Annotated in this window: 24 protein-coding genes; 2 read left to right on the plus strand and 22 right to left on the minus strand. The window is 74.8% G+C overall.

The window, feature by feature from the left end:
• Positions 1 to 13: 13 nt before the first annotated feature.
• The 10 genes from ACTSKS_RS04280 to ACTSKS_RS04325 all read right to left on the minus strand — a co-directional run bounded on the left by ACTSKS_RS04280 (position 14) and on the right by ACTSKS_RS04325 (position 10,878).
• Positions 14 to 2,077, minus strand: coding sequence for a M13 family metallopeptidase (locus ACTSKS_RS04280; RefSeq protein ID WP_225348846.1), 2,064 nt, complete (start codon positions 2,075 to 2,077; stop codon positions 14 to 16).
• A 149-nt stretch (positions 2,078 to 2,226) separates the two neighbouring features.
• Complete coding sequence (locus ACTSKS_RS04285) at positions 2,227 to 2,709, minus strand: SRPBCC family protein (protein ID WP_036380856.1); 483 nt, start codon at positions 2,707 to 2,709, stop codon at positions 2,227 to 2,229.
• Between the two features lie 47 nt (positions 2,710 to 2,756).
• The gene (locus ACTSKS_RS04290) at positions 2,757 to 3,455 is read right to left on the minus strand and encodes a DNA-3-methyladenine glycosylase (RefSeq protein ID WP_036380853.1); all 699 of its coding nucleotides are present in this window, start codon (positions 3,453 to 3,455) and stop codon (positions 2,757 to 2,759) included.
• On the minus strand, positions 3,452 to 4,483 hold the full coding sequence (panC, locus tag ACTSKS_RS04295; protein WP_036380850.1) for a pantoate--beta-alanine ligase: 1,032 nt from the start codon (positions 4,481 to 4,483) through the stop codon (positions 3,452 to 3,454). The genes ACTSKS_RS04290 and panC overlap by 4 nt, the downstream gene beginning before the upstream one ends.
• 154 nt (positions 4,484 to 4,637) lie before the next feature.
• Entirely contained in the window at positions 4,638 to 5,336 is a 699-nt protein-coding gene (locus ACTSKS_RS04300; RefSeq protein WP_036380847.1) for a DUF3618 domain-containing protein, read from the minus strand.
• Positions 5,333 to 5,800, minus strand: coding sequence for a phage holin family protein (locus ACTSKS_RS04305; RefSeq protein ID WP_036380844.1), 468 nt, complete (start codon positions 5,798 to 5,800; stop codon positions 5,333 to 5,335). The genes ACTSKS_RS04300 and ACTSKS_RS04305 overlap by 4 nt, the downstream gene beginning before the upstream one ends.
• On the minus strand, positions 5,797 to 6,612 hold the full coding sequence (locus tag ACTSKS_RS04310; protein WP_060973555.1) for a hypothetical protein: 816 nt from the start codon (positions 6,610 to 6,612) through the stop codon (positions 5,797 to 5,799). The genes ACTSKS_RS04305 and ACTSKS_RS04310 overlap by 4 nt, the downstream gene beginning before the upstream one ends.
• A 158-nt stretch (positions 6,613 to 6,770) precedes the next feature.
• Positions 6,771 to 7,997 carry a glycerophosphodiester phosphodiesterase gene (locus ACTSKS_RS04315; protein WP_049146623.1) on the minus strand — a complete coding sequence of 409 codons (1,227 nt, stop codon included), beginning with the start codon at positions 7,995 to 7,997 and terminating at the stop codon, positions 6,771 to 6,773.
• A gap of 170 nt (positions 7,998 to 8,167) precedes the next feature.
• On the minus strand, positions 8,168 to 10,333 hold the full coding sequence (locus tag ACTSKS_RS04320) for an alpha/beta fold hydrolase (RefSeq protein WP_078025977.1): 2,166 nt from the start codon (positions 10,331 to 10,333) through the stop codon (positions 8,168 to 8,170).
• A gap of 95 nt (positions 10,334 to 10,428) precedes the next feature.
• Positions 10,429 to 10,878, minus strand: coding sequence for a DUF3806 domain-containing protein (locus tag ACTSKS_RS04325; RefSeq protein WP_044659879.1), 450 nt, complete (start codon positions 10,876 to 10,878; stop codon positions 10,429 to 10,431).
• 261 nt (positions 10,879 to 11,139) lie between these two features.
• Between ACTSKS_RS04325 and ACTSKS_RS04330 the strand changes: the two genes are divergently transcribed.
• Positions 11,140 to 11,616, plus strand: coding sequence for a low molecular weight protein-tyrosine-phosphatase (locus ACTSKS_RS04330; protein ID WP_020625299.1), 477 nt, complete (start codon positions 11,140 to 11,142; stop codon positions 11,614 to 11,616).
• 157 nt (positions 11,617 to 11,773) lie between these two features.
• Here the strand turns inward: ACTSKS_RS04330 and ACTSKS_RS04335 are convergent, their stop codons facing one another.
• The 9 genes from ACTSKS_RS04335 to ftsH are packed head-to-tail and all read right to left on the minus strand — an operon-like array spanning position 11,774 to position 20,113.
• The gene (locus ACTSKS_RS04335) at positions 11,774 to 12,724 is read right to left on the minus strand and encodes a Rossmann-like and DUF2520 domain-containing protein (RefSeq protein WP_020625298.1); all 951 of its coding nucleotides are present in this window, start codon (positions 12,722 to 12,724) and stop codon (positions 11,774 to 11,776) included.
• Positions 12,721 to 14,412 carry a PH domain-containing protein gene (locus tag ACTSKS_RS04340; RefSeq protein ID WP_442927312.1) on the minus strand — a complete coding sequence of 564 codons (1,692 nt, stop codon included), beginning with the start codon at positions 14,410 to 14,412 and terminating at the stop codon, positions 12,721 to 12,723. Before ACTSKS_RS04340 ends, ACTSKS_RS04335 begins: the two co-directional genes overlap by 4 nt.
• On the minus strand, positions 14,409 to 14,921 hold the full coding sequence (locus tag ACTSKS_RS04345; RefSeq protein WP_020625296.1) for a PH domain-containing protein: 513 nt from the start codon (positions 14,919 to 14,921) through the stop codon (positions 14,409 to 14,411). Before ACTSKS_RS04345 ends, ACTSKS_RS04340 begins: the two co-directional genes overlap by 4 nt.
• Positions 14,902 to 15,429, minus strand: coding sequence for a DUF3180 domain-containing protein (locus ACTSKS_RS04350; RefSeq protein WP_060974197.1), 528 nt, complete (start codon positions 15,427 to 15,429; stop codon positions 14,902 to 14,904). The genes ACTSKS_RS04345 and ACTSKS_RS04350 overlap by 20 nt, the downstream gene beginning before the upstream one ends.
• Positions 15,426 to 16,070 carry a 2-amino-4-hydroxy-6-hydroxymethyldihydropteridine diphosphokinase gene (gene folK, locus ACTSKS_RS04355; RefSeq protein ID WP_020625294.1) on the minus strand — a complete coding sequence of 215 codons (645 nt, stop codon included), beginning with the start codon at positions 16,068 to 16,070 and terminating at the stop codon, positions 15,426 to 15,428. The genes ACTSKS_RS04350 and folK overlap by 4 nt, the downstream gene beginning before the upstream one ends.
• The gene (gene folB / locus ACTSKS_RS04360; protein ID WP_044659875.1) at positions 16,067 to 16,447 is read right to left on the minus strand and encodes a dihydroneopterin aldolase; all 381 of its coding nucleotides are present in this window, start codon (positions 16,445 to 16,447) and stop codon (positions 16,067 to 16,069) included. Before folB ends, folK begins: the two co-directional genes overlap by 4 nt.
• Complete coding sequence (gene folP, locus ACTSKS_RS04365) at positions 16,444 to 17,358, minus strand: dihydropteroate synthase (protein ID WP_020625292.1); 915 nt, start codon at positions 17,356 to 17,358, stop codon at positions 16,444 to 16,446. The genes folB and folP overlap by 4 nt, the downstream gene beginning before the upstream one ends.
• Positions 17,359 to 17,384: 26 nt before the next feature.
• Positions 17,385 to 18,005, minus strand: coding sequence for a GTP cyclohydrolase I FolE (folE, locus tag ACTSKS_RS04370; RefSeq protein ID WP_020625291.1), 621 nt, complete (start codon positions 18,003 to 18,005; stop codon positions 17,385 to 17,387).
• Positions 18,006 to 18,022: 17 nt separating this feature from the next.
• Positions 18,023 to 20,113 (minus strand): ATP-dependent zinc metalloprotease FtsH, encoded by a 2,091-nt coding sequence (gene ftsH / locus ACTSKS_RS04375; RefSeq protein WP_170747910.1) that lies wholly within the window; start codon positions 20,111 to 20,113, stop codon positions 18,023 to 18,025.
• A 394-nt stretch (positions 20,114 to 20,507) separates the two neighbouring features.
• On the opposite strand from ftsH, the gene ACTSKS_RS04380 reads away from it, so the two are divergent.
• Positions 20,508 to 21,572 (plus strand): type IV toxin-antitoxin system AbiEi family antitoxin domain-containing protein, encoded by a 1,065-nt coding sequence (locus ACTSKS_RS04380; RefSeq protein ID WP_036316222.1) that lies wholly within the window; start codon positions 20,508 to 20,510, stop codon positions 21,570 to 21,572.
• A gap of 35 nt (positions 21,573 to 21,607) precedes the next feature.
• Here ACTSKS_RS04380 and hpt read toward each other — a convergent pair whose 3' ends face one another.
• Genes hpt through ACTSKS_RS04395 form a run of 3 tightly spaced genes read right to left on the minus strand, consistent with a single transcriptional unit; the run spans position 21,608 to position 24,624 of the window.
• Positions 21,608 to 22,159: a hypoxanthine phosphoribosyltransferase gene (hpt, locus tag ACTSKS_RS04385; RefSeq protein ID WP_020625288.1), complete on the minus strand. Its 552-nt coding sequence runs from the start codon at positions 22,157 to 22,159 to the stop codon at positions 21,608 to 21,610.
• Positions 22,160 to 22,208: 49 nt separating this feature from the next.
• Entirely contained in the window at positions 22,209 to 23,408 is a 1,200-nt protein-coding gene (tilS, locus tag ACTSKS_RS04390) for a tRNA lysidine(34) synthetase TilS (RefSeq protein WP_036380815.1), read from the minus strand.
• Entirely contained in the window at positions 23,395 to 24,624 is a 1,230-nt protein-coding gene (locus tag ACTSKS_RS04395) for a zinc-dependent metalloprotease (RefSeq protein WP_036380812.1), read from the minus strand. Before ACTSKS_RS04395 ends, tilS begins: the two co-directional genes overlap by 14 nt.
• Positions 24,625 to 24,649 lie beyond the last annotated feature (25 nt).

Genomic DNA, 24,649 nt, shown 5'->3' on the forward strand with positions numbered 1-24,649 from the left:
CCGGCGGGCGGGATCACCAGATGGTGACGCGCTCCTCCGGGGCCAGCCACATGGGATCCCCCTCGCGCGTGCCGAACGCCTCGTGGAAGGCGTCGAGGTTCTTGACCACCTGGTTGCAGCGGAACTCGTTGGGCGAGTGCGGGTCCGAGGCGATGCGGGTGACCATGGCCTCCGGTCGCGTGAGCTGACGCCACACGGTGGCCCAGGCGGTGAAGAACTCGCGGTCCCCCGCCGCGGCGTCGAGGGAGGCGCCGTCGCCCTCGTCCCGCCAGATCTCCAAGGCGCGGTGGGCGATGCCCAGGCCGCCGAGGTCGCCGATGTTCTCCCCCAGGGTGAACTCGCCGTTGACGCGGTGGTCCGGGGCCTCGGCCGGGGAGAGCGCGTTGTACTGGGCCACCAGCCGGGAGGTGCGCTCGGTGAACGCCGCGCGGTCCTCCTCGGTCCACCAGTCCTCGAGCCGACCGGCGCCGTCGTACCGCGAGCCCTGGTCGTCGAAGCCGTGGCCGATCTCGTGGCCGATCACGGCGCCGATCGCCCCCAGGTTCGCGGCCATCGAGGCCTCGGGGTCGAAGAACGGGGGCTGCAAAATGGCGGCCGGGAAGACGATCGCGTTCTCGAGCGGGGAGTAGTACGCGTTCACCGTCTGCGGCGTGATGTGCCACTCCTCCGGGTCCGGCCCGTCCGCGATCTTGCGCAGGTCCCGCTCCCACTCGAGCTCCGAGGAGGAGCGGGCGTTGCCCAGCAGGTCGCCGGCGTGGACCTCGAGGGCGGAGTAGTCCAGCCACTTCGAGGGGTAGCCCACCATGGGGCGGAACATCGCCAGCTTCTCGAGCGCCCGCTGACGGGTCTCCTCGCCCATCCACTCGAGCTCCTCGATGGACCGGCGATAGGCCTCCTGGAGCAGGCCCACGAGCTCGTCCATCGCGGCCACGTGGCCCTGCGGGAAATGGCGGGCCACGTAGAGCTGCGCCACGTCCTCGCCGGCCGCCCCGTTGACGAACGCGACCGCGCGCTTCCAGCGGGGGCGGACCTCCTCGGTGCCGGCCAGGCGGCGGCCGTAGAAGGAGAAGTTCTCCTGCACGAACGCGTCCGGCAGGAAGCCGGCGAAGGAGCGCAGCACCTGCAGGATCAGCCAGTGACGCCAGTCCTCGAGGTCGGCGGCCTCGGGTCCCTCGAGCAGCCCCTGCACACCGGAGAGGAAGTCCGGCTGCCACACCACGACCTCCGCGGCGCGCTCGCCGGCGGCGTCCACGCCCTCGAGCCACGCGTCGGCCAGGGGGAAGAGCTCCGTCAGCCGGTCGTGGGTCATGGGGTTGTAGCGGGCCACGGCGTCCCGGCTGCGGACCAGGTCCCAGTGCAGGGCGGCGATGCGCTTCTCCAGCTCCACCACCCGGACGCCCAGCGCGGCGGCCTCGTCCCGGTCCGCGCCGATCCCGGCCAGCGTCAGCAGGCGGCCGGTGTGCTCGGTGTACTGCTCGAGGATCCCGGCGTAGGCCTCGTCCCGGTAGTAGGACTCGTCCGGCAGGCCCAGGCCGCCCTGGAGCAGGTGCAGGAGCATGCGGTCCGGGTTCCCGGCGTCGTTGAGGGCGCCGGTGTTGATGAGGCCGGAGACGCCCTGGCGCTGCAGTCGCCCGGACAGGGCGAGCAGCTCCGCGGGGGTGGACACGGTGGCCACCGCCGCCAGGTCCGAGGCGATCGGCTCGAGGCCGCGGGCCTCCACGGTCTCGTCGTCCATGAACGAGGCGTACAGCGCGGCGATCCGGCGCTTGAGCTCCGGATGCTCCGTGCCCTCCGCGTCCTCCTCGTCCAGCGGGGCGAGCGGGACGTCCCGGTGCGCGCCGGCCGCGGCCGTGGCCTGCACGCGCGCCTGGGCGGGGTCGAAGCCCGTGCCGACCTCGCGCACGGCGTCCTCGCACAGGTGCCGGACGGCGAGCTCGGCCGCGTCCCGCAGCTCGAGGAACGCGCCGTAGGCGCCCTGGTCCGCGGGGATCTCATGGGTGTCCAGCCACCCGGCGTTGACGTGGCGGTACAGGTCCTCGCGCGGCGACGGGACTTCGGGCTCGGCGGTGGCGGTCACGGCGGATCCTCCTGGACGTGGGGGTGGACGGTCTCGCACGGCACTCTAGCCGTGACACCGGACACGACGACGGGCACCGCACCCTGGCCGGGTGCGTGCCCGTCGTCGAGGGGACGGCCAGCCCGGAGGCCGCCGTCGGGAGGCGGGGGTCAGCCGACCTCGGCGGCCAGCTTCGCGAGCGACTCCTCCATCTGCTCCTCGGACACCATCGGGAAGAGGTTCTTCGCCAGCAGCTCCGGGTCGGTCACGGCGGTCCAGTCGTAGGTGAGGGACACGACCGTGCTGCCGGAGCCGTTGTCCTCGAGCCGGTAGACCCACTGCCAACCCTTGGGCTCGGTGCCGGCGGGGGCGGTCTTCCAGCCGACCAGCTTGTTCGGGTCGTAGGCGACCACGTGATTGTCGGTCTGGTAGTCGCCACCCATGTGCTCCGCGTGCATGTTCATGGTGAACACGTCGCCGACCTTCTGGATGCGCTGGGTCTTGTCGTCGGACTGCACCATGCCCGAGCCGTCGAACTTCGCGTGGTTCGCGGGCAGGGTCAGGAAGTCGAACACGTCCTTGGCGGACGCGTCGATGGTCCGGGTGACGGTCTGCTGGGTCTCGCCGTGGGCGGTCTTGTTCATCTCGGTCATGGGATCAACCTAGGCACGGGGCCGGGGCGGTCGACAAGGTCTGGGGGTCAGTCCGGCACGTTGCGGCCACGCCGGAACGCGGACACGCTGCGGTGGCCGGCCACGCTGAACCGCCACGGGAAGCGCACGGAGCCGCCCTCCCCCGAGACGCCGACGCGCGGGCCCGTCACGACCTCGATCGGCGGCTCGGCCGGATCGCGGGGCGCGGGCGGGGCCAGGAGGAAGCGGGCGGGCGCGGCCGGCGCGGCGAGGCGGGCCGAGGTGCCACCGTCGTCGGCCACCTCCGGCGGCGCGGCGACGATCTCCACGGGCGCGTGGCCCATCTCCAGGGTGATGCCGAGGCCCTGGCCGAGGTTGCCCGGGCCGGAGAGCAGCTTGGGGCCGGTGTCCCGGCCACGGCGGGCCACCGCGAGGTCCCCTCCTGCAAGCACCTCGGCCGCACGCAGCAGCACACCGCCGGCCTCCCCCTCGGGGTGGCCCACCAGGTTCAGGCAGCGGTGGATGCCGTAGTTCAGGTACACGTACGTGCGCCGCGGCGGCCCGAACAGCGCGGCATTGCGCTCGGTGCGGCCGCGGAACGAGTGGGCGCCGGGGTCCGCTCCCGCGTTCCCGTACGCCTCGGTCTCGGTCAGCCGCACGGTGACGGCGCCGTCCGGGGCGACGACGGTCAGCCGGCACCCCAGCAGCGTCGCGGCGAGCGCGGGCGAGGGGCCGTCGAAGGCGGCGGCGAGACGCTCCGGGGTCACGGCAGCGGCCCCGCGACGGGCAGCACCATGGTGTCGATCAGCCGGACGGGCGGCACGTGCGCGGCCACGAGGGCGAGGGCCTCGCGGCGCAGCGGCTGGCACAGCAGCTCCGGACCGAGCTCGGCGAAGGTGTCCCGGTCCACCACCACGAGGTGGTCCAGCTCGACGCCCGGCTCGTCCTCGACCATCCGGCGAGCGGCCTGGACGTCGACGGGCTCACCGGCCGCCGCGGCGTCGGCCAGGGAGCGCAGGGCGCGGCTGAGGACGAGCGCGTGCTCCAGGCCCGCGGCGTCCAGGCGGGTGTTGCGGCTGGAGAGCGCGAGGCCCTCGGGCGAGCGGACGATGGGTACGGCGCGGACGTCGACGTCGATGTCCAGGTCCGTGGCCAGGCGGCGCAGGACGGTGAGCTGCTGCGCGTCCTTCTGGCCGAAGTAGCTGCGCAGGGCCGGCACCGCCGGGCGCACGATGTTCCACAGCTTCGCCACGACGGTGGCCACGCCGTCGAAGTGGCCCGGGCGGGAGGCGCCCTCGAGGACCTCCCCCATGCGGCCGGCGGAGACGGTGACGATCGGCGCGTCCGGGTAGCCCGGGTACATCTCCTGCACGTCCGGGGCGAACACGACGTCGGCGCCCGCCGCCGCCAGCAGGTCCAGGTCCGCGTCCAGGGTGCGCGGATAGTGCTCCAGGTCGGCCGGATCGCCGAACTGGAGCGGGTTCACGAAGATGCTGACCGCGACGACGTCGTTCTCGGCGCGGGCCCGCCGCACCAGGGCCGCGTGGCCGCCGTGGAGGGCGCCCATCGTGGGGATCAGGCCGACGGTGACGGGCTCGGCGTCGCCGTCGTCCGTGGCGTGGGCGACGAGCTCACGGAGAGCGGAGCGCATCTCGGCGACGGTCCGGGCCAGACGCGGGCGCGCGGAGACGCCGTCGGCCTCGGCCGTCACGGGAGCGGGGAGGGCGTCCTCGAGGGTCAGGCCGGTGCCGGCGGGGACGGGGCGCTGGTCGGGGACGCGGTCGAGAGGGGTCACCCTCCGAGTCTAGGCACGGGGCCTCGGGGAGGACTTCCGCCTCACCACGCGCATCTGGTCCAAGGCCTGAGCCGCGGGCCGGATTCGGCCCCGCCACGCGCGACGCCGGCCGGTCCCGTCAACGGGACCGGCCGGCGTCGTGCTCGAGTCGGGCTCAGGCGTCCTTCGCGGTGTCCTTCACCTGGCGGGCGGCGTCCTGGGACTCCGCCTTGAGGCCCTGCGCCGTGTCCGTGCCCTGCTCCTTGAGGTGGGAAGCGGCCTCGGCGGCCGACTCCTTCACGCTCCCGGCGGCCTCGCGGGCGGCGGGCTCGAGGTCCTCGCGCAGCTGCTGGGCGGCCTGCTTGGCCTCGTCCACCAGCGGGGCGGCCTGGTCCTTGAGGCCCTCCGCGGCGCGCTGCTCCGCGCGTGAGGCGGGGATCAGCGAGCTGAGCAGCAGGCCGGCACCGAAGGCGATCAGCCCGGCGGCCAACGGGTTGCCCGCGGTGCGGCCGCGCAGCTGAGCCGGGGCCTGGTGCAGGGCGTGCTGGGCGTCGTCGGCCCACTCGGACACCCGGTCGCCGGCGTCGCCCAGGCGGTCCTGGGCCTGGCCGGCCGCGTCATACGCGGAGGCCCGGGCGTCGTCGACCACCGCGTGGGCGCGATCGCCCAGCGAGGGCTCGTGGCGGTGCTGCTCCGGGGAGCCCATGATGTTCTCCTTCGCGTGGATGAAGCCGTCCTTGATGCGGTTGGTCTGCCGGGACACGGCCTTCGTGGGGCTCACCTTCTCGGCGAGGGCGTCCACGTCCTGGCCGAGCTCGCGGCGCGTGCGCTCGATGTCGGCGCGGATCTCGTCGGGGTTGTTGCTCGTGGTCATCGCGTCTCCTTCGCGGGGTTCAGGGTCTCGGGGATCTCCTGAAGCGTCTCCTGGGTCTGCGGCAGACCCTTGATCTTCTCGATGTCCTTCTTGCCCTGCAGGGCCAGCACGGCCGCGACGACGCCCCACAGCACGGCCACGATCAACGCGGCCCAGCCGATCGGCAGGAACACGTCGAGCAGGTGCATCAGGGCCAGGGACAGGAACATCAGCAGGAAGAAGCCGCCGACGGCGGCGCCGGCCAGCAGGCCTGCCCCCTTGCCGGCCTTCTTCGCGGACTCGGTGGCCTCGGCCTTGGCCAGGGCGATCTCCTGGCTGACCAGCGTCGACAGCTTGGCCGACAGGCTCTGGAACATCTCGCCGAGGCTCTCGTGCTCGGCACGGAACTCCGCCTGCGTGGGCGGCGGGGTGTGCGCGCCGGAGTGCGGCGTCGCGTCGCGGAACGGTTCGTGGGCGGTGCTCATGCGTCACCCCCGGGCCGGGTCTGGTCGAACGGCCGCTCGGCGGTCAGGCCCTGCTGGACCGGCGCCTGCGTGCCATACGGGGTGTCCCCGACGCCGGCCGCGCGGCGGGGCCCGGCGCCGTCCGCGACGCGGCCGTCGGCCTGGGAGAGCGAATCGCTCGAGTAGGCCGGGGCCTGCGAGTCCAGGTGGTGCGGGGTCACGTCCGCGTGCACCGCGTCCGGACGGGTCGTGTGACGGCGCGGCGAGGTGGAGGCGGCGGAGTCGGGCTGGACGGCGTCGCGGATGCCGCGCGTCAGTCGACCGGCCACCAGCCCGGCGCCCAGGGCGAGGGCCAGGAACGTGCCCGGACGGCGAGCGGCGAAGCCGCGCACGTCCTGCAGCAGGTCCTGCGGGGAAGCGGTCTCCAGGCGCTGCGTCAGGGCCTCGGCACGGTCCGCCACCGAGGCGACGCCCTGGCGCACCAGGTCGGTCTGCGGCTGCTCACCGGAGACCACGCGGTGCAGGTCGTCGGTGTAGCTGCGCACCTGGCCCGCGAACCGCTCCTGCTGGGTCTGCACCTGCGCGCCGACCTGCTCCTGGGCGGAGCCGACCAGCGACTGCACCTGGTCAGCGGCCTCGTCCTTCACCTGGCCGGCCTCGTGCTTGGCGGTGGCCGCGAGGTCCTGGGCCTTGTCCTTGGCGTCCTGGGCCACGGCCTTCGCCTGGCCCTGGGCCTCGCCCGCGGCCTGCTGGGCCTTGTCCTTCGCCTGGTCCTTGGCGTCACGGCCCTCGGCTGAGGAGCCGTGGGCGTTCTTCGGCGTGTTCGTCGTCATGCTGTGCCTTCCTTCGTCCGGGTCGGCGGCCCCTCATGGCCAGCCCTTCTGGCCGTCCACGTCACCGGGTCCACCGGTCCTGAGGGCCAAGGTAAGCACCGCGACGGACGTGCCGGAAGACCTCGGGTCCGCCGGGATCGTCTCCGGTCGGGACGGGGTCAGCGCACCTTCAGGCCCCGCTGGGCGGTCTTGCCGACGCCCCGGCCCGGGTGCTCCTTCTTGCCCTGCATCCAGGTGTCCACGGCCTGCACGCCGAGGTCGGGGTGGTCGGTGAAGAAGCCGTCGATGCCGGCGTCGAGGAACGGCTGGATCATGCCGACCATGTCGCCCCGCGCGTTCGGGTCCGTGGAGGAGCGGAACTCCGTGTAGAGGAACTGGTTCTCGGCGCGGAAGGTGTACGGCACCACCTCAAGGCCCGCGCGGTGGGCGAGGGAGACGAACGCGGTCTCCTCGCCCATCGAGCCGTCCTTCTCCTTGGTGATGATCTGCGCGAAGGCCGGGCCGAGCGTGTCGACGCCGGCCGCGCGGACCTCGCGCATGCCCGCGGCGGTCTCGTAGAAGTCGTAGTCGCGGAGCCCGTCGCCGGCGGCCACGGAGTCATAGGGCGCGCCGGTGACGCTGGAGAGGAACACCGTCTCGGCCTTGAGGCCGAGGTTCTCGTTGAGATCGCGCAGGTTGGCGAGCTCGAAGGACTGCACGGTGGCGGGGGCGTTGCGCTTGTTCAGGCCGTACTCGTCGAGCAGCTCGACGACGCGCTCCTCCATGGACAGGCCGATGGAGTCGAAGTAGGTGGGGTGCTTGATCTCGGGGATGACGCCGATCTCGCGGCCGTACCGGGCAGAGAGGCGCTCCCGCAGCTCGAGCACCTCCTCGAAGGTGGGCACCTGGTACCGGCCGTCGTAGGACGCGGACTCGGGGCGGACCTGCGGCAGGCGCTCCTTGGCGCGCAGGGTCTTGAGCTCGGCGAGGGTGAAGTCCTCGGTGAACCAGCCGGTGAGGGCCACGCCGTCGACGACCTTGGTGGTCTTGCGGTCCGCGAACTCGGGCCGCTGGGCGACGTCCGTGGTGCCGTCGATCAGGTTCTCGTGGCGGACCACGAGCACGCCGTCCTTGGTGGAGACCAGGTCCGGCTCGATCACATCCGCGCCCTGGGCGGCGGCCAGCTCGTAGGCGGCCAGGGTGTGCTCGGGGCGGTAGCCGGAGGCACCACGGTGACCCACGACGTCGGGGCGCACCACGGGCTTGCCCGTGACGGACTGCGCTGCGGCCGGGGTCGTCGGTGCGGCGGGGGCGGCGGCGGCCGGGGCGGCCAGCGGGGCGCTGACGGCGACGGCGGCGGCGAGGGCCACGAGGCCGCGGGCGGCGTGACGACGGACGGAGGTCATGGAACGGTCCTTTCCGGGAGGGGGATGACCGCTCCAGTGGGCCAGATCCGGGTGTCGACCGGGTGGCCCCCCACCGGCCACAGCCGGCCCGCCCGGTGAACAGCCGGTGACGGGGGCTGATCCGAGAGGTTCAGCCGCCCGTCACGATGCGCGGCGCCGGGCCCGGCGGCTCAGCCCGCCGTCGACGACGGCCGCGTCAGTCCCAGCGTCTCCGGGGCCGACGGGGCGCCGTCGCCGAGGACGTGCTCGCCCAGGAAGCCGAGGACGACCTCGTACCAGACCTTCGCGTGCTGCGGGGCGAGGATCCAGTGGTTCTCGTGGGGGAAGTAGAGGAACCGGTGGTCGGTGGTGCCGTCCGCGGCGGCCGGCCGCCCGGACTTCGCCAGCAGGTCCGACCACAGGCGCAGCCCCTCGCCGATCGGCACGCGGTAATCCTTGTCGCCGTGGATGACGAGCATCGGGGAGACGATCTCGCCCACGAACCGGTGCGGAGAGTTCTCCTGCTGCATCTGCTCGTCCATCTCGCGGGCCCAGTAGAACGCGGCGTCCGTCGTCGGGCCGAAGCCGTCCAGCGCCCACAGCGAGGCGTGCGTGACCACGCACCGGAACCGATCGGTGTGCCCGGCCACCCAGTTCGCCATGTAGCCGCCGAACGAGCCGCCCATGGCGGCGGTGCGGTCGCCGTCGACGTCCTCACGCGCCACGACGGCGTCCGTGAGCGCCATCAGGTCCGTGTAGGGCGCCTGACCCCAGCGACCCCAGCCGCGTTCGATGAAGTCCTGGCCGTAGCCCGTGGACAGCGCCGGGTCCGGCAGCAGCACCGCGTAGCCGCGCGCCGCCATGATCCACGGGGTCCAGCGCCAGCTCCACGCGTTCCACGAGCCCAGCGGCCCGCCGTGGATCCACAGCAGCAGCGGGTGGCCGCCGGCCGGCGCCTCCCCCTCGGGGAGCACGAGCCAGCCGCGCACGCGCGTGCCGTCCTCGGCGACGGTCTCCACGTCCTCGAGCGTGCCCGGGATCGCGGGGCGCTCCACGGGGTTCGGCAGGCGCGTGGTCTCACCCGTGGCCAGGTCGATCCGCGCCACCTCCGGCGGGAACAGGTAGGAGGAGCGGACGCCGTAGGCCGTGGCCCCGTCCGGGGAGAGCACGACGTCGGTCCACGCCTCGTCCTCCCGGGTCACCTGCGCGACGGCGCCGGTGGCCACCTCGATGCGGAACACCGGGCGGCGACCCTCCGAGTCCGCGAGCGCGATCACCGCGGAGTCGTCCGGCAGCCACGCGACGACGTCGGCCCAGCGGTCCCAGCCGTGGGCCAGGGGCGTGGTCTGGCCCGTGGCCGTGTCCATCACGTACAGGCGCGGGTGCACGGCGGAGTGCGGGGTGGAGTCAGGGGTGCGGACGACGACGGCGCGCGTGCCGTCATGGCTGACGGGGCCGACGGCCACGTCCTCACCGGGGACGTCGTGCAGGACGTGGTGCTCGCCCGTGGCCAGGTCCACGCGCACCACCGTGCCCTCCCGCACGTTGCCGCGGGCCTCGGCGGTGGCGGCCGTGGTGAGCAGGAACGAGCCGTCCGGGGCCACCTGCGCGCCGATCCCGAACGCGTGGGAGCGCGGGAATCCGGAGACGTGGCGCAGGTGGTGCGCCACGTCGTCGGCCTCGGGAGCCAGGCCGGAGGCGGCGGGGCCGGGCTCGGCGGCGTCCGCGTCCGTGGCGGGCTCGCCCTGCGGGTCCGGGCCGGGCTCGAGGACGAAGAGCTCGGGGCGGGCGGGGCCAAGGTCGTGGTCCCAGAAGCGGATGGGGTAGCCGGTGTGCAGGATGGCGTCCACGCCGGCGTCCTTGCGGGTCTGCGCGAGGGTCGCGTGCTCGGCCTCGGTGGTGGCGCCGAGCAGCCGGTCCGCCGTGACGACCACGCGGTCCGCCGCGGAGGCGCACGTGACCGCGGCGACGCCGCCCGGGCGGGAGAGCACCACGCGCGCCTCGCCGCCCCGGGCCGGCAGGGCCCACAGGGCGCTGCGCTTCTCGGCCTCGGCGTCGGCGGGGTCGGGACGGGCGGAGGTGAAGAAGAGGGTGCCGTCCGCGGCGAACTGCGCGCCGGCCTCGCCCTCGCGGGAGCGGGTCAGGCGGTGGGCGGGGCGCTCGCCCGCGGGGTCGACCTCCCAGAGAGCGGTGGCGTAGCCGGTGCCCTTCGCGTCGCGGGTGGCGACGGTGGTCACCAGGCGGGCGCCGTCCGGGCTGAGGGTGAGACCGGCCACGCGCGGCAGGGCGGTGAAGGCGTCGAGGTCGTGGAAGGGGGTGGCGGGGGTGTTGTCCGGGGTGTCCGGGGTGGAGGTCATGCGTTCGTTTCTATCGGCCCGCACGTGATCCGGGCAACACGGAGGGCGGCGGGGTGGTGGCCTCGACGGCGGGCCGCCCCGGTGCCCGCCGCGCCTCAGGCGCCGGGCAGCGTGCCGGCGTCGGCCCGGATCTGCTGGAGCTGCTCGCCGAGCCAGTCGACGTACCCGCCCATCCACTCCCCCGTGGCCTGGTCGTTCCAGCTCTGGCCGACCACCGGCTGCGGGAAGACGACGGCGTCCGAGAGGGTGTCCCGCAGCGCGAGGGCGGGCCCCTCCTCGTCCGCGACCGTCACCCACTGCATGCCGTGGCGCGCGCCCAGGTGCTCGCCGAGCAGCACCGCGACGACGTCCAGCAGCACCGCCAGCTCCTCGGGGTCCAACTCGTCGGCCTCCGCCTGCGAGCGGGCCAGCACGGCGTCGTAGTACGCGGCGACCGCGTCCAGGTCCAGGTGGTCCACGCCCTCCTGCGCGGCGAAGTCGCGACGGACGCGCACCCACTCCCGCTCGGGCTCGGTCAGGGGGCTCATCTCGGGCTGGTCGGTCATGGCCTCCATCCTGCCAGGCGCGTCGGGCGCCGCCGTCGCCGGAACGGGCGGCGCCGGCCGCGCTTTCGTTCGAGAAACGGCGGCGTGTCGCAGCGCTTTCGTTCGAGAAACGGCGAGGAGCCGGGGGACGGACCGCCGGAGGCCTCTGATCCCCCAGCGGGAGCACTCGTGGACGCAACCGACGTCGCGCCGCCAGCGACGAGGCGAGCGTGCGGACCGTCGTCGTCCGCCGCCCCCGCCCGGACTTGAGACACTGGCCCCATGCGCATCATGACCGTCTGCCTGGGGAACATCTGCCGCTCGCCCGCCGCCGAGGCCGTGCTGAACCGCAAGCTCGCGGAGGCCGGTCTCGACGACGTCGAGGTCACCTCCGCCGGCACGTCCGACGAGCACGTGGGCGCCCGGCCGCATCACCTCACCCGCGAGGTCGGCGGGGAACTGGGCTACGAGTTCCCGACGGTGGGGGTGCAGCTGTCCGCCGACCTCGTGGACGACGCCGACCTGATCCTGGTGATGGACGAGGCCAACCTCGCCGACGCGCGGCGGCTCGCGACCACGGACGAGCAGCGGGACCGGATCCACCTGATGGGCGAGTTCGCGTCGGATGCGGACCGCGCCGGGGTGCGCGAGGTCCCCGATCCGTACGGGTATCCGCGGCCGCAGTTCGAGGAGATGTACCGGCAGATCGAGGACGCGGCAGACGGCGTCGTCGCCGCGATCCGCGACGGGCGCCTCTGACGGCCGGGGCGCGGTCCCGGGGTCTCGTCCCAGCGACGCGAACGCCGCCGGACCCGCCGTTTCCCGAACGAAAACGGCTCGGGGCCCGCCGTTTCCCGAACGAAAACGGCCCGGGACCCGCCGTTTCCCGAACGAAAGCGGGGGCGGCGGGGGTCGATCAGTCGTCGTGGGGGTCGTCGGAGTCGTCGAGGACCTCGCGCAGCCGCGCCGCCGTGTCCGCGCGCAGGGCGCCGCGGGTCTCGGCGCGGTCGGTCGTCGCGCGGGCGAGGGTCTCCCACACGGCCCGCACGTCCGCCGACAGTCCCCCGGCCTCGAGCTCGCCGAGGGTCTCACGGTGGGTCCGCAGCGTGTCGACGTCGCCGCGGGCCACGGGGCCGGTGAGGGCGCCGTCGCCGTCGGTGAGCGCGTTCTCCAGCGCGGCGGTCATGAGCGAGCGCAGCACCCGCTCCGGGTCGGCCACCCCGATCGTCTCGAGGATCTGACGGGCCTGCGCCGTCAGCGTCACCAGGTGGTTCGACCCGTGGGACAGCGCCAGGTGGTAGGCCGCCCGGTCGGCCTCCTTCACGACCACGGGCTCGCCGCCCATCTCCACCACGAGCGCCTGGGCCACGGGCAGCACCACGGGGTCCGCGGTCACGCCGAACACGCAGTCCTGCAGCCGGGCGACGTCGAGGCTCAGCCCCGTGAACGTCATGGCCGGGTGGATCGCCAGGGGGATCGCCCCGTGCGCGCGCACCGGCTCCATCACCCCCACCCCGTAGCGGCCGGAGGTGTGCACGAGCAGGTGGCCGGTCTGCACGTGGCCCGCGGCGGCCAGGCCGGCCACGAGCTCGCCCAGCGCGTCGTCCGGGACGGCGAAGACGACCATCTCGGAGCGGCGCAGGATCTCGGGGATCTCCAGGACGGGCACGCCCGGCAGGAGCATCTCCGCGCGGTCCCGCGAGGCCTCGGAGACGGCGTGCACGCCCGTGATCGTGTGGCCCGCAGCCCGCAGCGCCGAGCCCAGCACGGCCCCCACTCGACCCGCGCTCACCACGCCGACGCCCAGCCGCCCGGGCCGCTGCGCCGGGTCATGCGGGTCCAGGCTCAGGTCGAGTCCGCCGGTCATCGCTCCTCCTCGCCGCGCACGGCGGGGACGTGCGCCCCGCTCTCCTCCCCGACGACGGCGCCGCCGACGACGCCGGCCCGGGCCAGTTCGCGGCGGCCCACCTCGGTGGCCGCGACCTCGCGCGTGCGCTGCTCGAAGCGGGCCAGCTCCTCGGGGCGCATCCACTGGTCGCGGTCGGCGAGGCGACGCGAGACGGCCGCGTGCCGGGCCTCCCGGGCGTACAGGTCCACGGCCACGTCCTCGTCGAGGTCGCGGACCACGGCGTTCGCCCCCGCGACCCACACGCGCACCGTGGCCAGGCCCAGGCGTCGCTGCACCGGGCCCTGCGCCAGCTCGGCCGCCTGCATGCGCTCGTGCTGGAGGGTCTGCAGCCGGCGGTTCAACCAGCCGCTGCGCACCACCAGCAGGGACCGCGTCGTCGTGAAGCCGGTCCGCCGCCAGGCGAACCAGTTGAACCACCACCTGCCGCGCCGCGGCACGTGCTGGAAGCCGCCCTCCGTGCCGGTGCCGTGCACGCCGAGGTGCATGAGCCCGGCGGGGGTCAGCCCCTGCGCGGCGCGCGGATCGCCGTCCAGGCCCGGGTCCGGGGCCACGACCGTGAGGACGCGGAGCACGTCCTCCCACGGGCCGACGGGCAGCGCGACGTCCCGGGCGCCGTCGGACTCCTGCAGGTACCCGGCCACCGCCATGTTCACCCGATACCAGCCGAAGGGCCGCCAGAACAGGGGCTGGGAGACGGTCACCCCCTGCACCCGCCCCGGCGGGACGGTCTGGTGGGTGGTCTCGGTGAGCCCATGCCGCAGTCGCAGCCCGTCCGGTGAGCGGCGCACCTGGAAGCCCCAGCCGGCGTTCAGCCGGGACCACGCGACGCCGGCCACGGAGAATAGGGCGGGCAGGGACGCGGCCGCGCCGATCCCGGTCAGGGTCTCCCCCTCGTCCAGCACCGCCTCGGGCAGCAGCGCGACCACGAGGGCGAGACCGCCCAGCCAGATCAGGGACCCGGCCAGCACCCCCAGCACGCCTCCGGAGAGCAGGACGGAGCCGAGGAGCCGCCCCGCGGGCACCTGCAGCATGAGTTCGCCGGCGTCCGCGTCCACGGCGTCGGGATCGGCGTCGGGGAGGCCGGGCTCGGCCGCGCGCTCCGGGGCGGACGCGTCCGCCCCGGCTCCCCCGAGCACCCCCGACGCGCGGTCCAGGATCTCCCGGCGCACCGCTTCGGCCTCGGCGCGGCGCAGGAAGGACAGCTCGAGCGCGGACTCGCCGCCGTCGGCCGCCTCGACCTTCACCGTGGCCAGCCCGAGCAGCCGGGCCACGAGGGGGTGCTGCAGGTCCACCGCCTGGATGCGGTCGTAGCGCATCTGCCGCCGGCTGCGGAAGAGCCAGCCCTGGCGCAGCTCGATCCGGTCCTCCCCGCAGCGGAACCGAGTGAACCACCAGGAGAAGAAGAACACGAGGCTGATCAGCAGGGTAGCCCCCAGCAGGATGCCGCCGGCCACGAGCAGGCTGCCGTCGCCGCCGCCCGGGGCGTCCTCCCCGCTGAGCCGGCCCGCCGCGAAGTCCTCCACCGCGTTGCGGCCCGCGAAGAACAGGATCAGCAGCAGGAAGGTCCAGCCCCGCACCCAGGGCGAGGCGGGGTGGACGCGGACCCAGCCGGCGTCGTCGGCGGGGGGCGGGGCGGCCGCGCTCACAGGCCCGCCAGCCGCGCCTGGCCGCGCGCCATGAGGACCTCGCGCAGCTCCTCGGCCCTCTCGCGGGGCACGCCCTCCAGGGTGACGTCCCCGCCCGCGGCGGCGGTCTTCAGGGTGAGGGTCTGCAGCCCGACCCGGCGCAGCAGCGGACCGTCCGACACGTCCACGTACTGCAGGCGGCCGTACGGCACCGCGTGCACGCTGCGGAACAGGATGCCCTCGCGCCACAGGACGTCGTCCTCGCGCTCGGCCCAGCCCATCGCGCGCACGCGCCGCGGGATCAGGATCAGGTCCACGATCCAGGACACGACGACGACGGCCGGCAGCCCCCACGCGACCCACGCGGCCATCCCCGCCCACGGGCCGGTGAGCTTGAGGATCAGCGGCACGGAGAACGCGGCGAGCCAGATCAGGTGGCCGATGGTCGTGGCGATGAGCTTCACCGTCGCCAGCCGCGGCGAGGCCGGCGTGAAGGCCACGCCGCTCAGGTCAATGCCGGGCACGGGCATACCCTCCTTCCGTCTCGGGACGGGCCGGTCGGCCCGGGGACCCATCCTGCCCACGACCGCCCTCGGGCGCATCCTCCTCAGGCGGGATCCGGCACCACCGTTCGACGATCAGCCCCACCACCAGCAGGACGAGACCGCCGACGGCCTGCAGGGCGGCCTCCCGCACGGTCGGTGCCTCCACGCCGGCCCGCAGCAGCACCTGCACCGCCACCCCGGCGTGCCACCCGCCGAGGGCCGCTCCCGCGAAGCCGGAGGCCTGGCCGAGCACGAGGGTGCGGGCCGCGGCGAGCGGGTCCATCCGCGCGGCGGCGGGCTTCTCCCGGTCGCGGCGCACCCGCCAGCCCAGCGCGAGGCACAGCACGGAGACCGCGGCCACGGTGATCAGGCCGCCGCGGCCCACCACGGGCGCCGGCCAGCCCAGGGACGGCGCGGCGAGCCCGGCCAGCCAGCCGAGCACGGCGGCCATCAGCACCACGAGCAGGGTCCACCCGGAGCGCAGCGCGATCACGTGGCCTCCCTCCCGAGGGCGTCCGGGCGTGCCGGGCGGAGCGGGGCGACGTCGTCGGTGCCGGCCAGCAGCCGGTGCCGCTCGGGCTCCTGACGGCGCACCCCGGGGGCGTCCGCGGCGACGGCGGCGAGGTCGGCGACGGGCGTGCCGGCGAGCGTGGCGTCCGCGTCGAGCCACAGCCACGGCAGCAGCACGAAGGCCCGCTCGGCCGCGCGGGGGTGCGGCAGGGTGAGGTCCGGGTGGTCGCTGCGCACGTCTCCGTAGGCGATCACGTCCACGTCCAGGGTGCGCGCGCCCCAGCGGACCTCACGCCGCCGATGGTGGTCCTGCTCGAGCCGGTGCGCCACCGCGAGCAGCTCCCACGGCGCGAGGTCCGTGCGCAGCGTGACCACCTGGTTGAGGTAGTCGGGCTGGCCCGGCGGCCCGCCCACGGGTGTGGTGACGGCCCGGGGCGAGGCCCGGACGTCCGTGATGTGCGGCAGCGCGGACAGGGCGGCGACGGCGGCGTCGAGCGTCTGCGCGGGCTCGCGCAGGTTGGCGCCGAGGGCCAGCACGGCCGCGACGGGCGCGTCCGGGCGGGCGCCCAGCTCGGGGATGGGCGCGGGGCCCTCGGCCGGGTGCGACCAGTCGACGGTGCTCACGCGAGGTCCTCCCGGGTGCGGTGCACGGTGACGGCGGCGTCCGCGAAGTCGTGCGGGATGGGCGCCTGCGGCTTGTGCACGGTGACCTCGACGGCGGTCACCACGGGCTGCTCGGCGAGGACGGCGCGGGCGATCCGGTCGGCGAGGGTCTCGATCAGGTCCACCGGCTCCCCGGTGACCAGGCGGACCACCGTGTCCGCGACCTCGGCGTAGTTGGCGGTGCGGGCGAGGTCGTCGCCGGCCGCGGCGGGGCCGGCGTCGAGGTGGAGGACGACGTCCGTGACGAACGGCTGCCCGTCCCGGCGCTCGTGGTCGAAGACCCCGTGGTGCCCGACGGCGGACAGCCCGGCCAGGCGGATGCGGTCCCGGGCGCTCACGGCAGCACGTCCTCGGAGACGGGCTCACCCGGGGCGTGCGCCCCGACCCAGGCGGCGGCGGCGCGGACGGCGTCGGCGCTGGCGCGCACGTCGTGCACGCGCACGCCCCACGCGCCCTGGGCGGCGGCGAGGGCGGAGATGGCCGCGGTGGCGGCGTCGCGCGCGGCGGGCGGGGCCGGGGTGCCGTCGTCGTCCGCCAGCAGCGTGCCCAGGAACCGCTTGCGCGAGGCGGCGACGAGCACCGGGTGGCCCATGGCGCGGAGCCACTCGAGGCCGCGCAGCAGCTCCCAGTTCTGCTCGCCGGCCTTCGCGAAGCCCAGGCCCGGGTCGACGATCAGCTGCGCGGGCTCGACGCCCGCGGCGAGGAAGCGGCCGGCCACGTCCCGCAGCTCGCACACGACGTCCGGGACGGTGTCCTCGTAGACGGCCAGCCCGTCCATGGTCTGCGGGTTCCCGCGGTTGTGCATGAGGATGTACGGCGCGCCCGACGCGGCGATCAGCGCCGGCATATCCGGCTCGTGGGCGAGGCCGGAGACGTCGTTGACGATCACCGGCCCCAGCGCCAGGGCAGCCCGGGCGGTGGCGGTGTGGCGCGTGTCCACGGAGAGGACGACGTCCTCGGCCAGCAGCGCCTCGATCACGGGCAGGATGCGCTCCTGCTCCTCGGCCGGCGGCACGGCGCGGGCCCCGGGGCGGGTGGACTCCCCGCCCACGTCCACGATGTCCGCGCCGTCCGCGACCATGCGCCGGGCGTGCTCGACGGCCGCGCGGACGGTGGCGTGCTCCCCGCCGTCCGAGAACGAGTCAGGGGTGACGTTGAGGATGCCCATGACCAGGGTCCGGCCCGCGGGCAGCCGCCCCAGCAGGGCGCGGTTCGCCTCCCGCGCCGCCGCGTCGATGCTCTCGTCCACGTGTCCTCCTCCGCCGTCGGTGGTCCTCAGCCGTGCATGATGAGGCTCATCGCCTCGGAGCGCGTGGACGGATCCCGCAGCTGGCCGCGCACCGCCGAGGTGACGGTCTTCGCGCCCGGCTTGCGCACGCCGCGCATGGACATGCACATGTGCTCGGCCTCCACCACCACGATCGCCCCGCGCGGGGCCAGGTGCTCCATGAGCGCCTCCACCACCTGCGTGGTCAGCCGCTCCTGGACCTGCGGACGCCGCGCGTACAGCTCCACGAGGCGGGCCAGCTTGGACAGCCCCGTCACGCGGCCCTCGGCGGAGGGGATGTAACCGATGTGCGCGGTGCCGTGGAACGGCACCAGGTGGTGCTCGCACGTCGAGTAGAACGGGATGTCCTTCACGAGCACGAGCTCCTCGTGCGCGATGTCGAACGTGGTGCCGAGCACCTGGTCCGGGCTCTGGTGCAGGCCCGCGAAGAACTCCGCGTACGCCTTGGCCACTCGCGCCGGGGTGTCCGCCAGGCCCTCGCGGTCCGGGTCCTCACCGATCGCCAGCAGGATCTCCCGCACCGCCGCCTCGATGCGCGGCCGGTCGACCGCGGTCGAGTCCGGGTCGAACGTGCCGGGGACGGCGTCGTCGGGGGTGTGGGCTGTCATGCGGGTCTCCTGCGCGGTCAAAAGGTCGGTCCCTCGCCGGGGCCCGGCGTGTTGCTCGGACCGCCGTGCGGCGGCAGGCCGGGGCCGGTCGCGTCCCCGCCCAGCGACGACGGCGGCGCACCCTCCGGACGCACCGGCACCGTGGTGCCCTCGACGCCGACGGGGGTCTGCTCCCCGCCGTCGTGGCGCGAGCGGCGCTCGGAGGGGGAGAGGACGGGCGGGATGTCCTGCGGGAGCCGGTCGTCCGAGGCCAGCCACACGCCGCGCTCGGGCCGCTTGCGCACGTCCGCGAAGATGGCGGCGATGGCCTCCTGGGTGAGCGTCTCCTTCTCGAGCAGCTCGTAGGCCAGCCGGTCCAGGACGTCCCGGTTCTCCGTGAGCACCCAGTGGGCCTCGGCGTGGGCCTGGTCCAGCAGGGTGCGGACCTCGGCGTCCACCAGGTACGCGAGCTCCTCGGAGTACTCGCGGGAGGAGCCGCCGGGGGCACCGCCCACGAAGGGCTCGGAGCTGCCGCCGCCGAGCTTGACGGCGCCCACCTTGGCGGACATGCCGTACTCGGTGACCATCTTGCGGGCCGTGTCCGTGGCCTTCTGGATGTCGTTCGCGGCGCCCGTGGACGGGTCCTTGAACACGATCTCCTCCGCCACGCGCCCGCCCATGGCGTACGCGAGCTGGTCCAGGAGCTCGTTGCGAGTGACGGAGTACTTGTCGTCCTCCGGGACCACCATCGTGTAGCCCAGGGCGCGGCCGCGGGGCAGGATCGTGATCTTGGTGACCGGGGCGGAGTTGCGCAGCCCGGCCGCGACGAGCGCGTGGCCGCCCTCGTGGTAGGCGGTGACCTTGCGCTCGTGCTCGTTCATCAGGCGGCTGCGCTTCTGCGGGCCGGCCATCACGCGGTCCACGGCCTCGTCCAGGGCGTGATTGTCGATCACGTTGTTGTTCGAGCGCGCCGTGAGCAGCGCGGCCTCGTTGATCACGTTGGCCAGGTCCGCACCCGTGTAGCCGGGGGTGCGCTTGGCCAGGGAGCGCAGGTCCACGTCCAGCGCGATCGGCTTGCCCTGCGCGTGCACCTCGAGGATCCTGGCACGGCCCTCGAGGTCCGGGGCGTCCACGGGGATCTGGCGGTCGAAGCGGCCCGGGCGCAGCAGCGCCGGGTCCAGGACGTCCGGGCGGTTGGTCGCGGCGATCATGATGACGTTCGTGGAGGCGTCGAAGCCGTCCATCTCCACGAGCATCTGGTTCAGGGTCTGCTCGCGCTCGTCGTTGCCGCCGCCGATGCCTGCGCCGCGGTGCCGGCCGACGGCGTCGATCTCGTCCACGAAGATGATGGCGGGGGCGTTGGACTTGGCCTGCTCGAAGAGGTCGCGCACGCGCGAGGCGCCGACGCCCACGAACATCTCCACGAAGTCCGAGCCGGAGATCGAGTAGAACGGCACGCCGGCCTCACCGGCCACGGCCTTGGCGAGGAGGGTCTTGCCCGTGCCGGGCGGGCCGTAGAGCAGCACGCCCTTGGGGATCTTGGCGCCCACGGCGCGGAAGCGGTCCGGCACGGTGAGGAACTCCTTGATCTCCTGGAGCTCCTCCACGGCCTCGTCCGCGCCCGCGACGTCCTTGAACAGCACGTCCGGGTTGTCCTTGTTGATCAGCTTGGCGCGGGACTTGCCGAACTGCATGACCTTGCCACCGCCGCCCTGCATGCGGGACATCAGGAACCAGAACAGCAGTGCGATGAGCAGGAACGGAACCATGAAGCCGAGCAGCGAGAGGAACCAGTTGCTCCGCACCGGCTCGTCCGTGTAGCCGTCCAGGGCCGAGTCGTCCACCGCGGTGACCACGTCCGTGGCGCGCGCGGTGGCGAAGTAGAAGTAGACCTCCTTGCCGAGGTCCCGGTCGTCCTGCTTGTAGGGCTCACGCAGGGTGAGGTCCACGCGCTGGTCCCCGTCCACCACGCGGGCCTGCGCGGCCTTGTCGTCCTTCAGCAGGGCCATGCCCACGTTGGTGTCCACCATGGTGCGGCCGCTCTGTGACGTGGTCAGCGGGATCGCGACGGCGAGGACCAGCAGGCCCAGCAGGATCCAGACGTAGGGCTTGTTGAACAGCTTCTTCACGGTCCGAGTGTCTCCTGGTCTGCCGCGGGGGCCGGGCTCCCCGGGGCGGCCGCCGTGCAGCCGGGGCCGGCGCAGGGCCGACGTCGCGCCCGGGTCAAGCCTCCACGGTACCGGCCCCGCCCGGGTGTCCGCTGACTGTTCGCGTCAGGTGGACAGGGCGCGGGCGGTCAGCCGGCGCCGACGTCGGCCAGCACCGTCCTGGCACCCACCGGGAATGCGAGGGGTCGGAATGGCGCGTGGATCGCACCTCAGAGCGACCGCTCGCGTGACAGGTCGCCGGCGCTGCGGCCACGCCCCTGCGTCCCCGCCTGCACAGACCCCCGCGCACCCGAACTCCTCCCCAGGCCGACGGCGGCCCAGGACGCCGCCCGCCCCACCGCGCCAGGCTGGCACCATGCGTCGCCCCACCCCGCTTCCCGCGTCCTTGCTGGACGGCCCCTTCACCGCCGCGCAGGCGAGGGCCGCCGGCATCGACCACAACCGGCTGCGTCGCTCCGACGTCGAACGCCTCGCCCGGGGCCTCTACCGCCGGCGTGAGGCCGCCCCGGCCGCCGTCGAGCGCCCCGCGGCCGGCTCCTCCCCCTACCGGTGGAGCACCCCGCTCTCGGCCACCCAACACGAGCTCCTGCTGCGACTCGCCCGGCACCGCGCCACCACGGTGGTGTCGCACCAGACCGCGGCCCGCGCCCGTGAGATCTGGCTGCCGGAGCGACTGGACGCGGGGGACGAGGTCCACGTGAGCCGCCCGCGGGACCGTGGCCGCCTCGCCCTCCCCGGCGTCACCTCCCACCGGACGGCGCTCCCGCCCGCGGACGTGGAGCGCGTGCGGATCGGCGGTCTGGCCTGGTACGTCACCGCCCCGCCCCGTCTCTGGGTCGACCTCGCGGCCCTGCTCGACGACGACGAGCTCGTCATCCTCGGCGACCATCTCGTCCGCCGGGCGGAACTGTCCGGCGGTCCCGACGCTGCCGAGCGGACCCGGGCGGCCCTGACCCAGGCGGCCGAGACCAGCCCGTCCGCGCACAACCGGCGACGACGGCTCCGCACCGCCGCCACGCTGGTCCGGGTGGGGGCGCACTCGCCGAAGGAGACGCGGCTCCGGCTCGCGCTGACGGCCGCCGGGCTCCCCGAGCCCGCACTGCAGCTCGAGGTCTGGGACCCGGAGTTCTCCCTGCACCACCCCGCGACGGCGGACCTGGGCTATCCGCAGGCGAGAGTGGCCCTGCACTACGACGGCGGCCACCACGGCGCGGATCGCCAGATCGACCGCGACGTGCAGCGCAACGCGGCCTTCGAGCGACGGGGCTACCGGAACATCACCGTGTCCTCCTCCGACGCTCGCCGCGGATTCACGCGCGTGATCGTGGAGGTGCGCCGTCACCTCGGGGACGCCGGCGGCCTGTCACGCAAGGAGTCGGAATGGGGCGGAGATCCGGCATCAGAGCGACACCACGCGTGACAGGTCGGCCACGCCGGGCCACGCCGGGCCCCCGGTCAGCTGTACACGTGCGGGGCGAGCGTGCCCACGAAGTCCAGGTTGCGGTACTTCTCCGCGTAGTCCAGGCCGTAGCCCACCACGAACTCGTTGGGGATGTCCCGCCCGACGTACTTCACGTCGATGTCCACCTTCATGGCCTCCGGCTTGCGCAGCAGGGTGCAGATCTCGACCGAGGCCGGGCCGCGGGACTCCAGGTTGGCCTTGAGCCAGGACAGGGTCAGGCCGGAGTCGATGATGTCCTCGACGATCAGCACGTGCCGGCCCGTGAGGTCCGCGTCGAGGTCCTTGAGGATGCGGACCACGCCGGAGGACTTGGTGCCGGAGCCGTAGGAGGAGACCGCCATGAAGTCCAGCTCCACGTGGGAGTGCAGGGCGCGGGTGAGGTCGGCGACCACCATCACCGCGCCCTTGAGCACGGCGACGATGAGCAGGTCCTTGTCCGCGTAGTCGCGGTCGATCTGGCGGGCCAGGTCCGTGATCGTGTCCTGCACGTCCTCGCGGGACATGAGGACGTGGCTGAGGTCGTTCTGGACATCCTGTGCGTCCATGCGCCGCTCCTGGTGAGTGCTCGTGCGGGAATGCCGGGCCGGGCCGCAGTCAGGGACCGGGCAGGCAGGGGATGAGGTCCAGTCTGGCACACGCCCGATGCACGGCCACCCCGCCGGGCAGCTCCACCGGACCGGCCGACGTGCCCCCCGCGCGGGCGCCCGTCACGAGGGCGTCCACCGCGAGGATCCGTTCGCGGGGCGGGGCCTGCCCTCCCGCGGCGCGGGCGGCGCGCGCGATCACGCGGTGGCGCACGGCGGCGGGCAGCGCGGCCAGGGCGTCCAGGTCCAGGGAGACGACGCGCGGGTCCCCGGCGGGCGGGTCGACGCGCAGCCGGGTGACCTCGTCGCCGGCCCATGCGTCGAGGGCCGCGGCGTCCTCGGCCGCGATGGCCGCGGTGCGCACCAGCCCGACCCGCACGCCGGGGCCGAGGCCGGCGTCGGGGTCCTCGAGCGCGGGCAGCACGCGGGTGCGGACCCGCGAGCGCAGCAGCGCGGGATCGCGGTTGTGCGGGTCCTCGAACCAGGTCAGCCCGGCCCAGCGGCAGATCGCCTCGGTGTCCGCGCGGGCCAGGCCCAGCAGGGGTCGGACGACGGCGGCCCCGCCCGGCAGCGTCCCACGCGCCGGGATCCCCGCGAGGGACCGCGTGCCGGACCCGCGCGCGAGCCCGAGGAGGACCTGTTCGGCCTGGTCGTCGGCGGTGTGGGCGGTGAGGACGACGGCGGCGCCCGCCCCCGGGGCGGCGGCGCCCTGCCCCGCGTCTCGGGCGGCGGCGGCGAGGGCCACCCGGCGGGCACGCCGGGCGTCGGCCTCCGGGCCGTCGCCGGTGCGGGCCACCTCGACCCGCGTGACGGTGACCGGGGTCAGGCCGAGGATGCGGGCGACGTCGGCGGCGGCCGCCGCCACCGCGTCGCTGCCCGACTGCAGCCCGTGGTCCACCACGGCCGCGCCGATCGGGCCGAGCCGCGCACCGTCCCGGGTGCCCACGAGGACGGCGCAGGCCACGGCGAGCGCGAGGGAGTCGGCGCCGCCGGAGAGGGCGACGAGCCCGCGGGGGCGATTCCCCGCCCGGCCCGGCCCGGCATCCGCGCGACAGGACCCGTCGCCCGCGAGGGCCTCCCGCACCGCCGCGACGGCCCGGTGCAGGGGCTCGGGCCAGCGGGTGCGCGGCGGCCATGCGCCGACCGCGGGCAGGCCGCCGGCCCCGCCCGCCGGCGTCGGCCCCGGGTCCCGCGCCTCAGGCCTGGGCACGGATGCGCGCCACCCACGTCTCGGGGGCGTGGAGCTCGGCCTCGCTCGGCAGCAGCTCGGGGGCGTCCCAGACCACGTTGAACCCGGCCATGCCGAGCTCGGCCACGGCGGCGGCCACGAACCTCTGACCGTCGCGGTACTGGGCCATCTTGGCGTCCATGCCCAGCAGGCGGCGGAGCATGCGGTCCAGGGGCGACCGGCGGTCGCCGCGCTCGTCGAAGCGACGGCGGATGGTCTTGACGGACGACACGACGGAGGAGTCGACGCCGTCCATCACCACGTTCGCGTGCCCCTCGAGCAGGGACATCACGGCCGTCAGCCGGGACAGGCGCTCCCGGTCCTCCTCGTCCTGGATCGCCCCGAGCAGGCCCGGCGCGGGTCGGGCCGGGGCCGCGTCCTGCGCGTCGTGTCCGTCCCGTGTCCCGGTCCGGCCGGCGTCGGCCTCCCGACCCAGCGGGTTCGCCGCCGCGAGCGCGGTGCGCAGGCGCTCGGGCAGGGACTCGGCCCTGTCGAACAGGCCGACGGTGAGCGCGGTGATCTCGGCCCGCAGGTGCTCGCGCAGCCAGGGCGCGGCAGCGAACTGCACGCGGTGGGTCTGCTCGTGCAGGCACACCCAGAGGCGGAAGTCCGCCGGGTCGACGTTGATCTCCGCGCGCACCTGCGCGACGTTCGGGGCCACGAGCAGCAGGCGTCCGCCGGCGGGACCGGCCGCCGTCCCCCCGGGGCCGGGCAGCGCGATGAACGGGTCGTACTGGCCGAGGATCTTCCCGGACATCCACGCGAGGATCCCTCCCATCTCCAGGGCGGTGGCGTGCCGGGTGACGCGGGTGGTGGCGGCGGCGTGCTCGCGGGGCCGGGTGTCCCGCAGGTGCGCGAACGTGGGGTCCAGCAGCGTGGCGAAGGACTGCGTGGCGGCGCGCGACCAGGTGGGGCGGTCCACCACGAGCACCTGCGAGTCGCGCAGGTCCCGGGCCGCCTCGAGCCCGGTCAGGCGGTGGACGTGCGGCACGGCGGCCTCCGCGGCGGCGCGCAGGCCCTCCGCCTCGCGCGTCGCCTCCCGCGGCGTGAACCGGGGGCCGGCGGCGGCGAGGGACCGTGCGGTCCGTGCCGCGAAGGCCCAGTCCACCGGGTGGGCGACGGCGGGGGCCGGCTCGGCGGGGGCGCCCGGCTCGGCGTCCGCGGCGCGAGGGCGGTCGGTCGCGTGGTGGTCGCTCATGGGCTCCATCAGATCACAGGGCCCG

Source organism: Micrococcus sp. TCR-5 (genome assembly GCF_052220525.1).
Classification (GTDB): domain Bacteria; phylum Actinomycetota; class Actinomycetes; order Actinomycetales; family Micrococcaceae; genus Micrococcus; species Micrococcus luteus.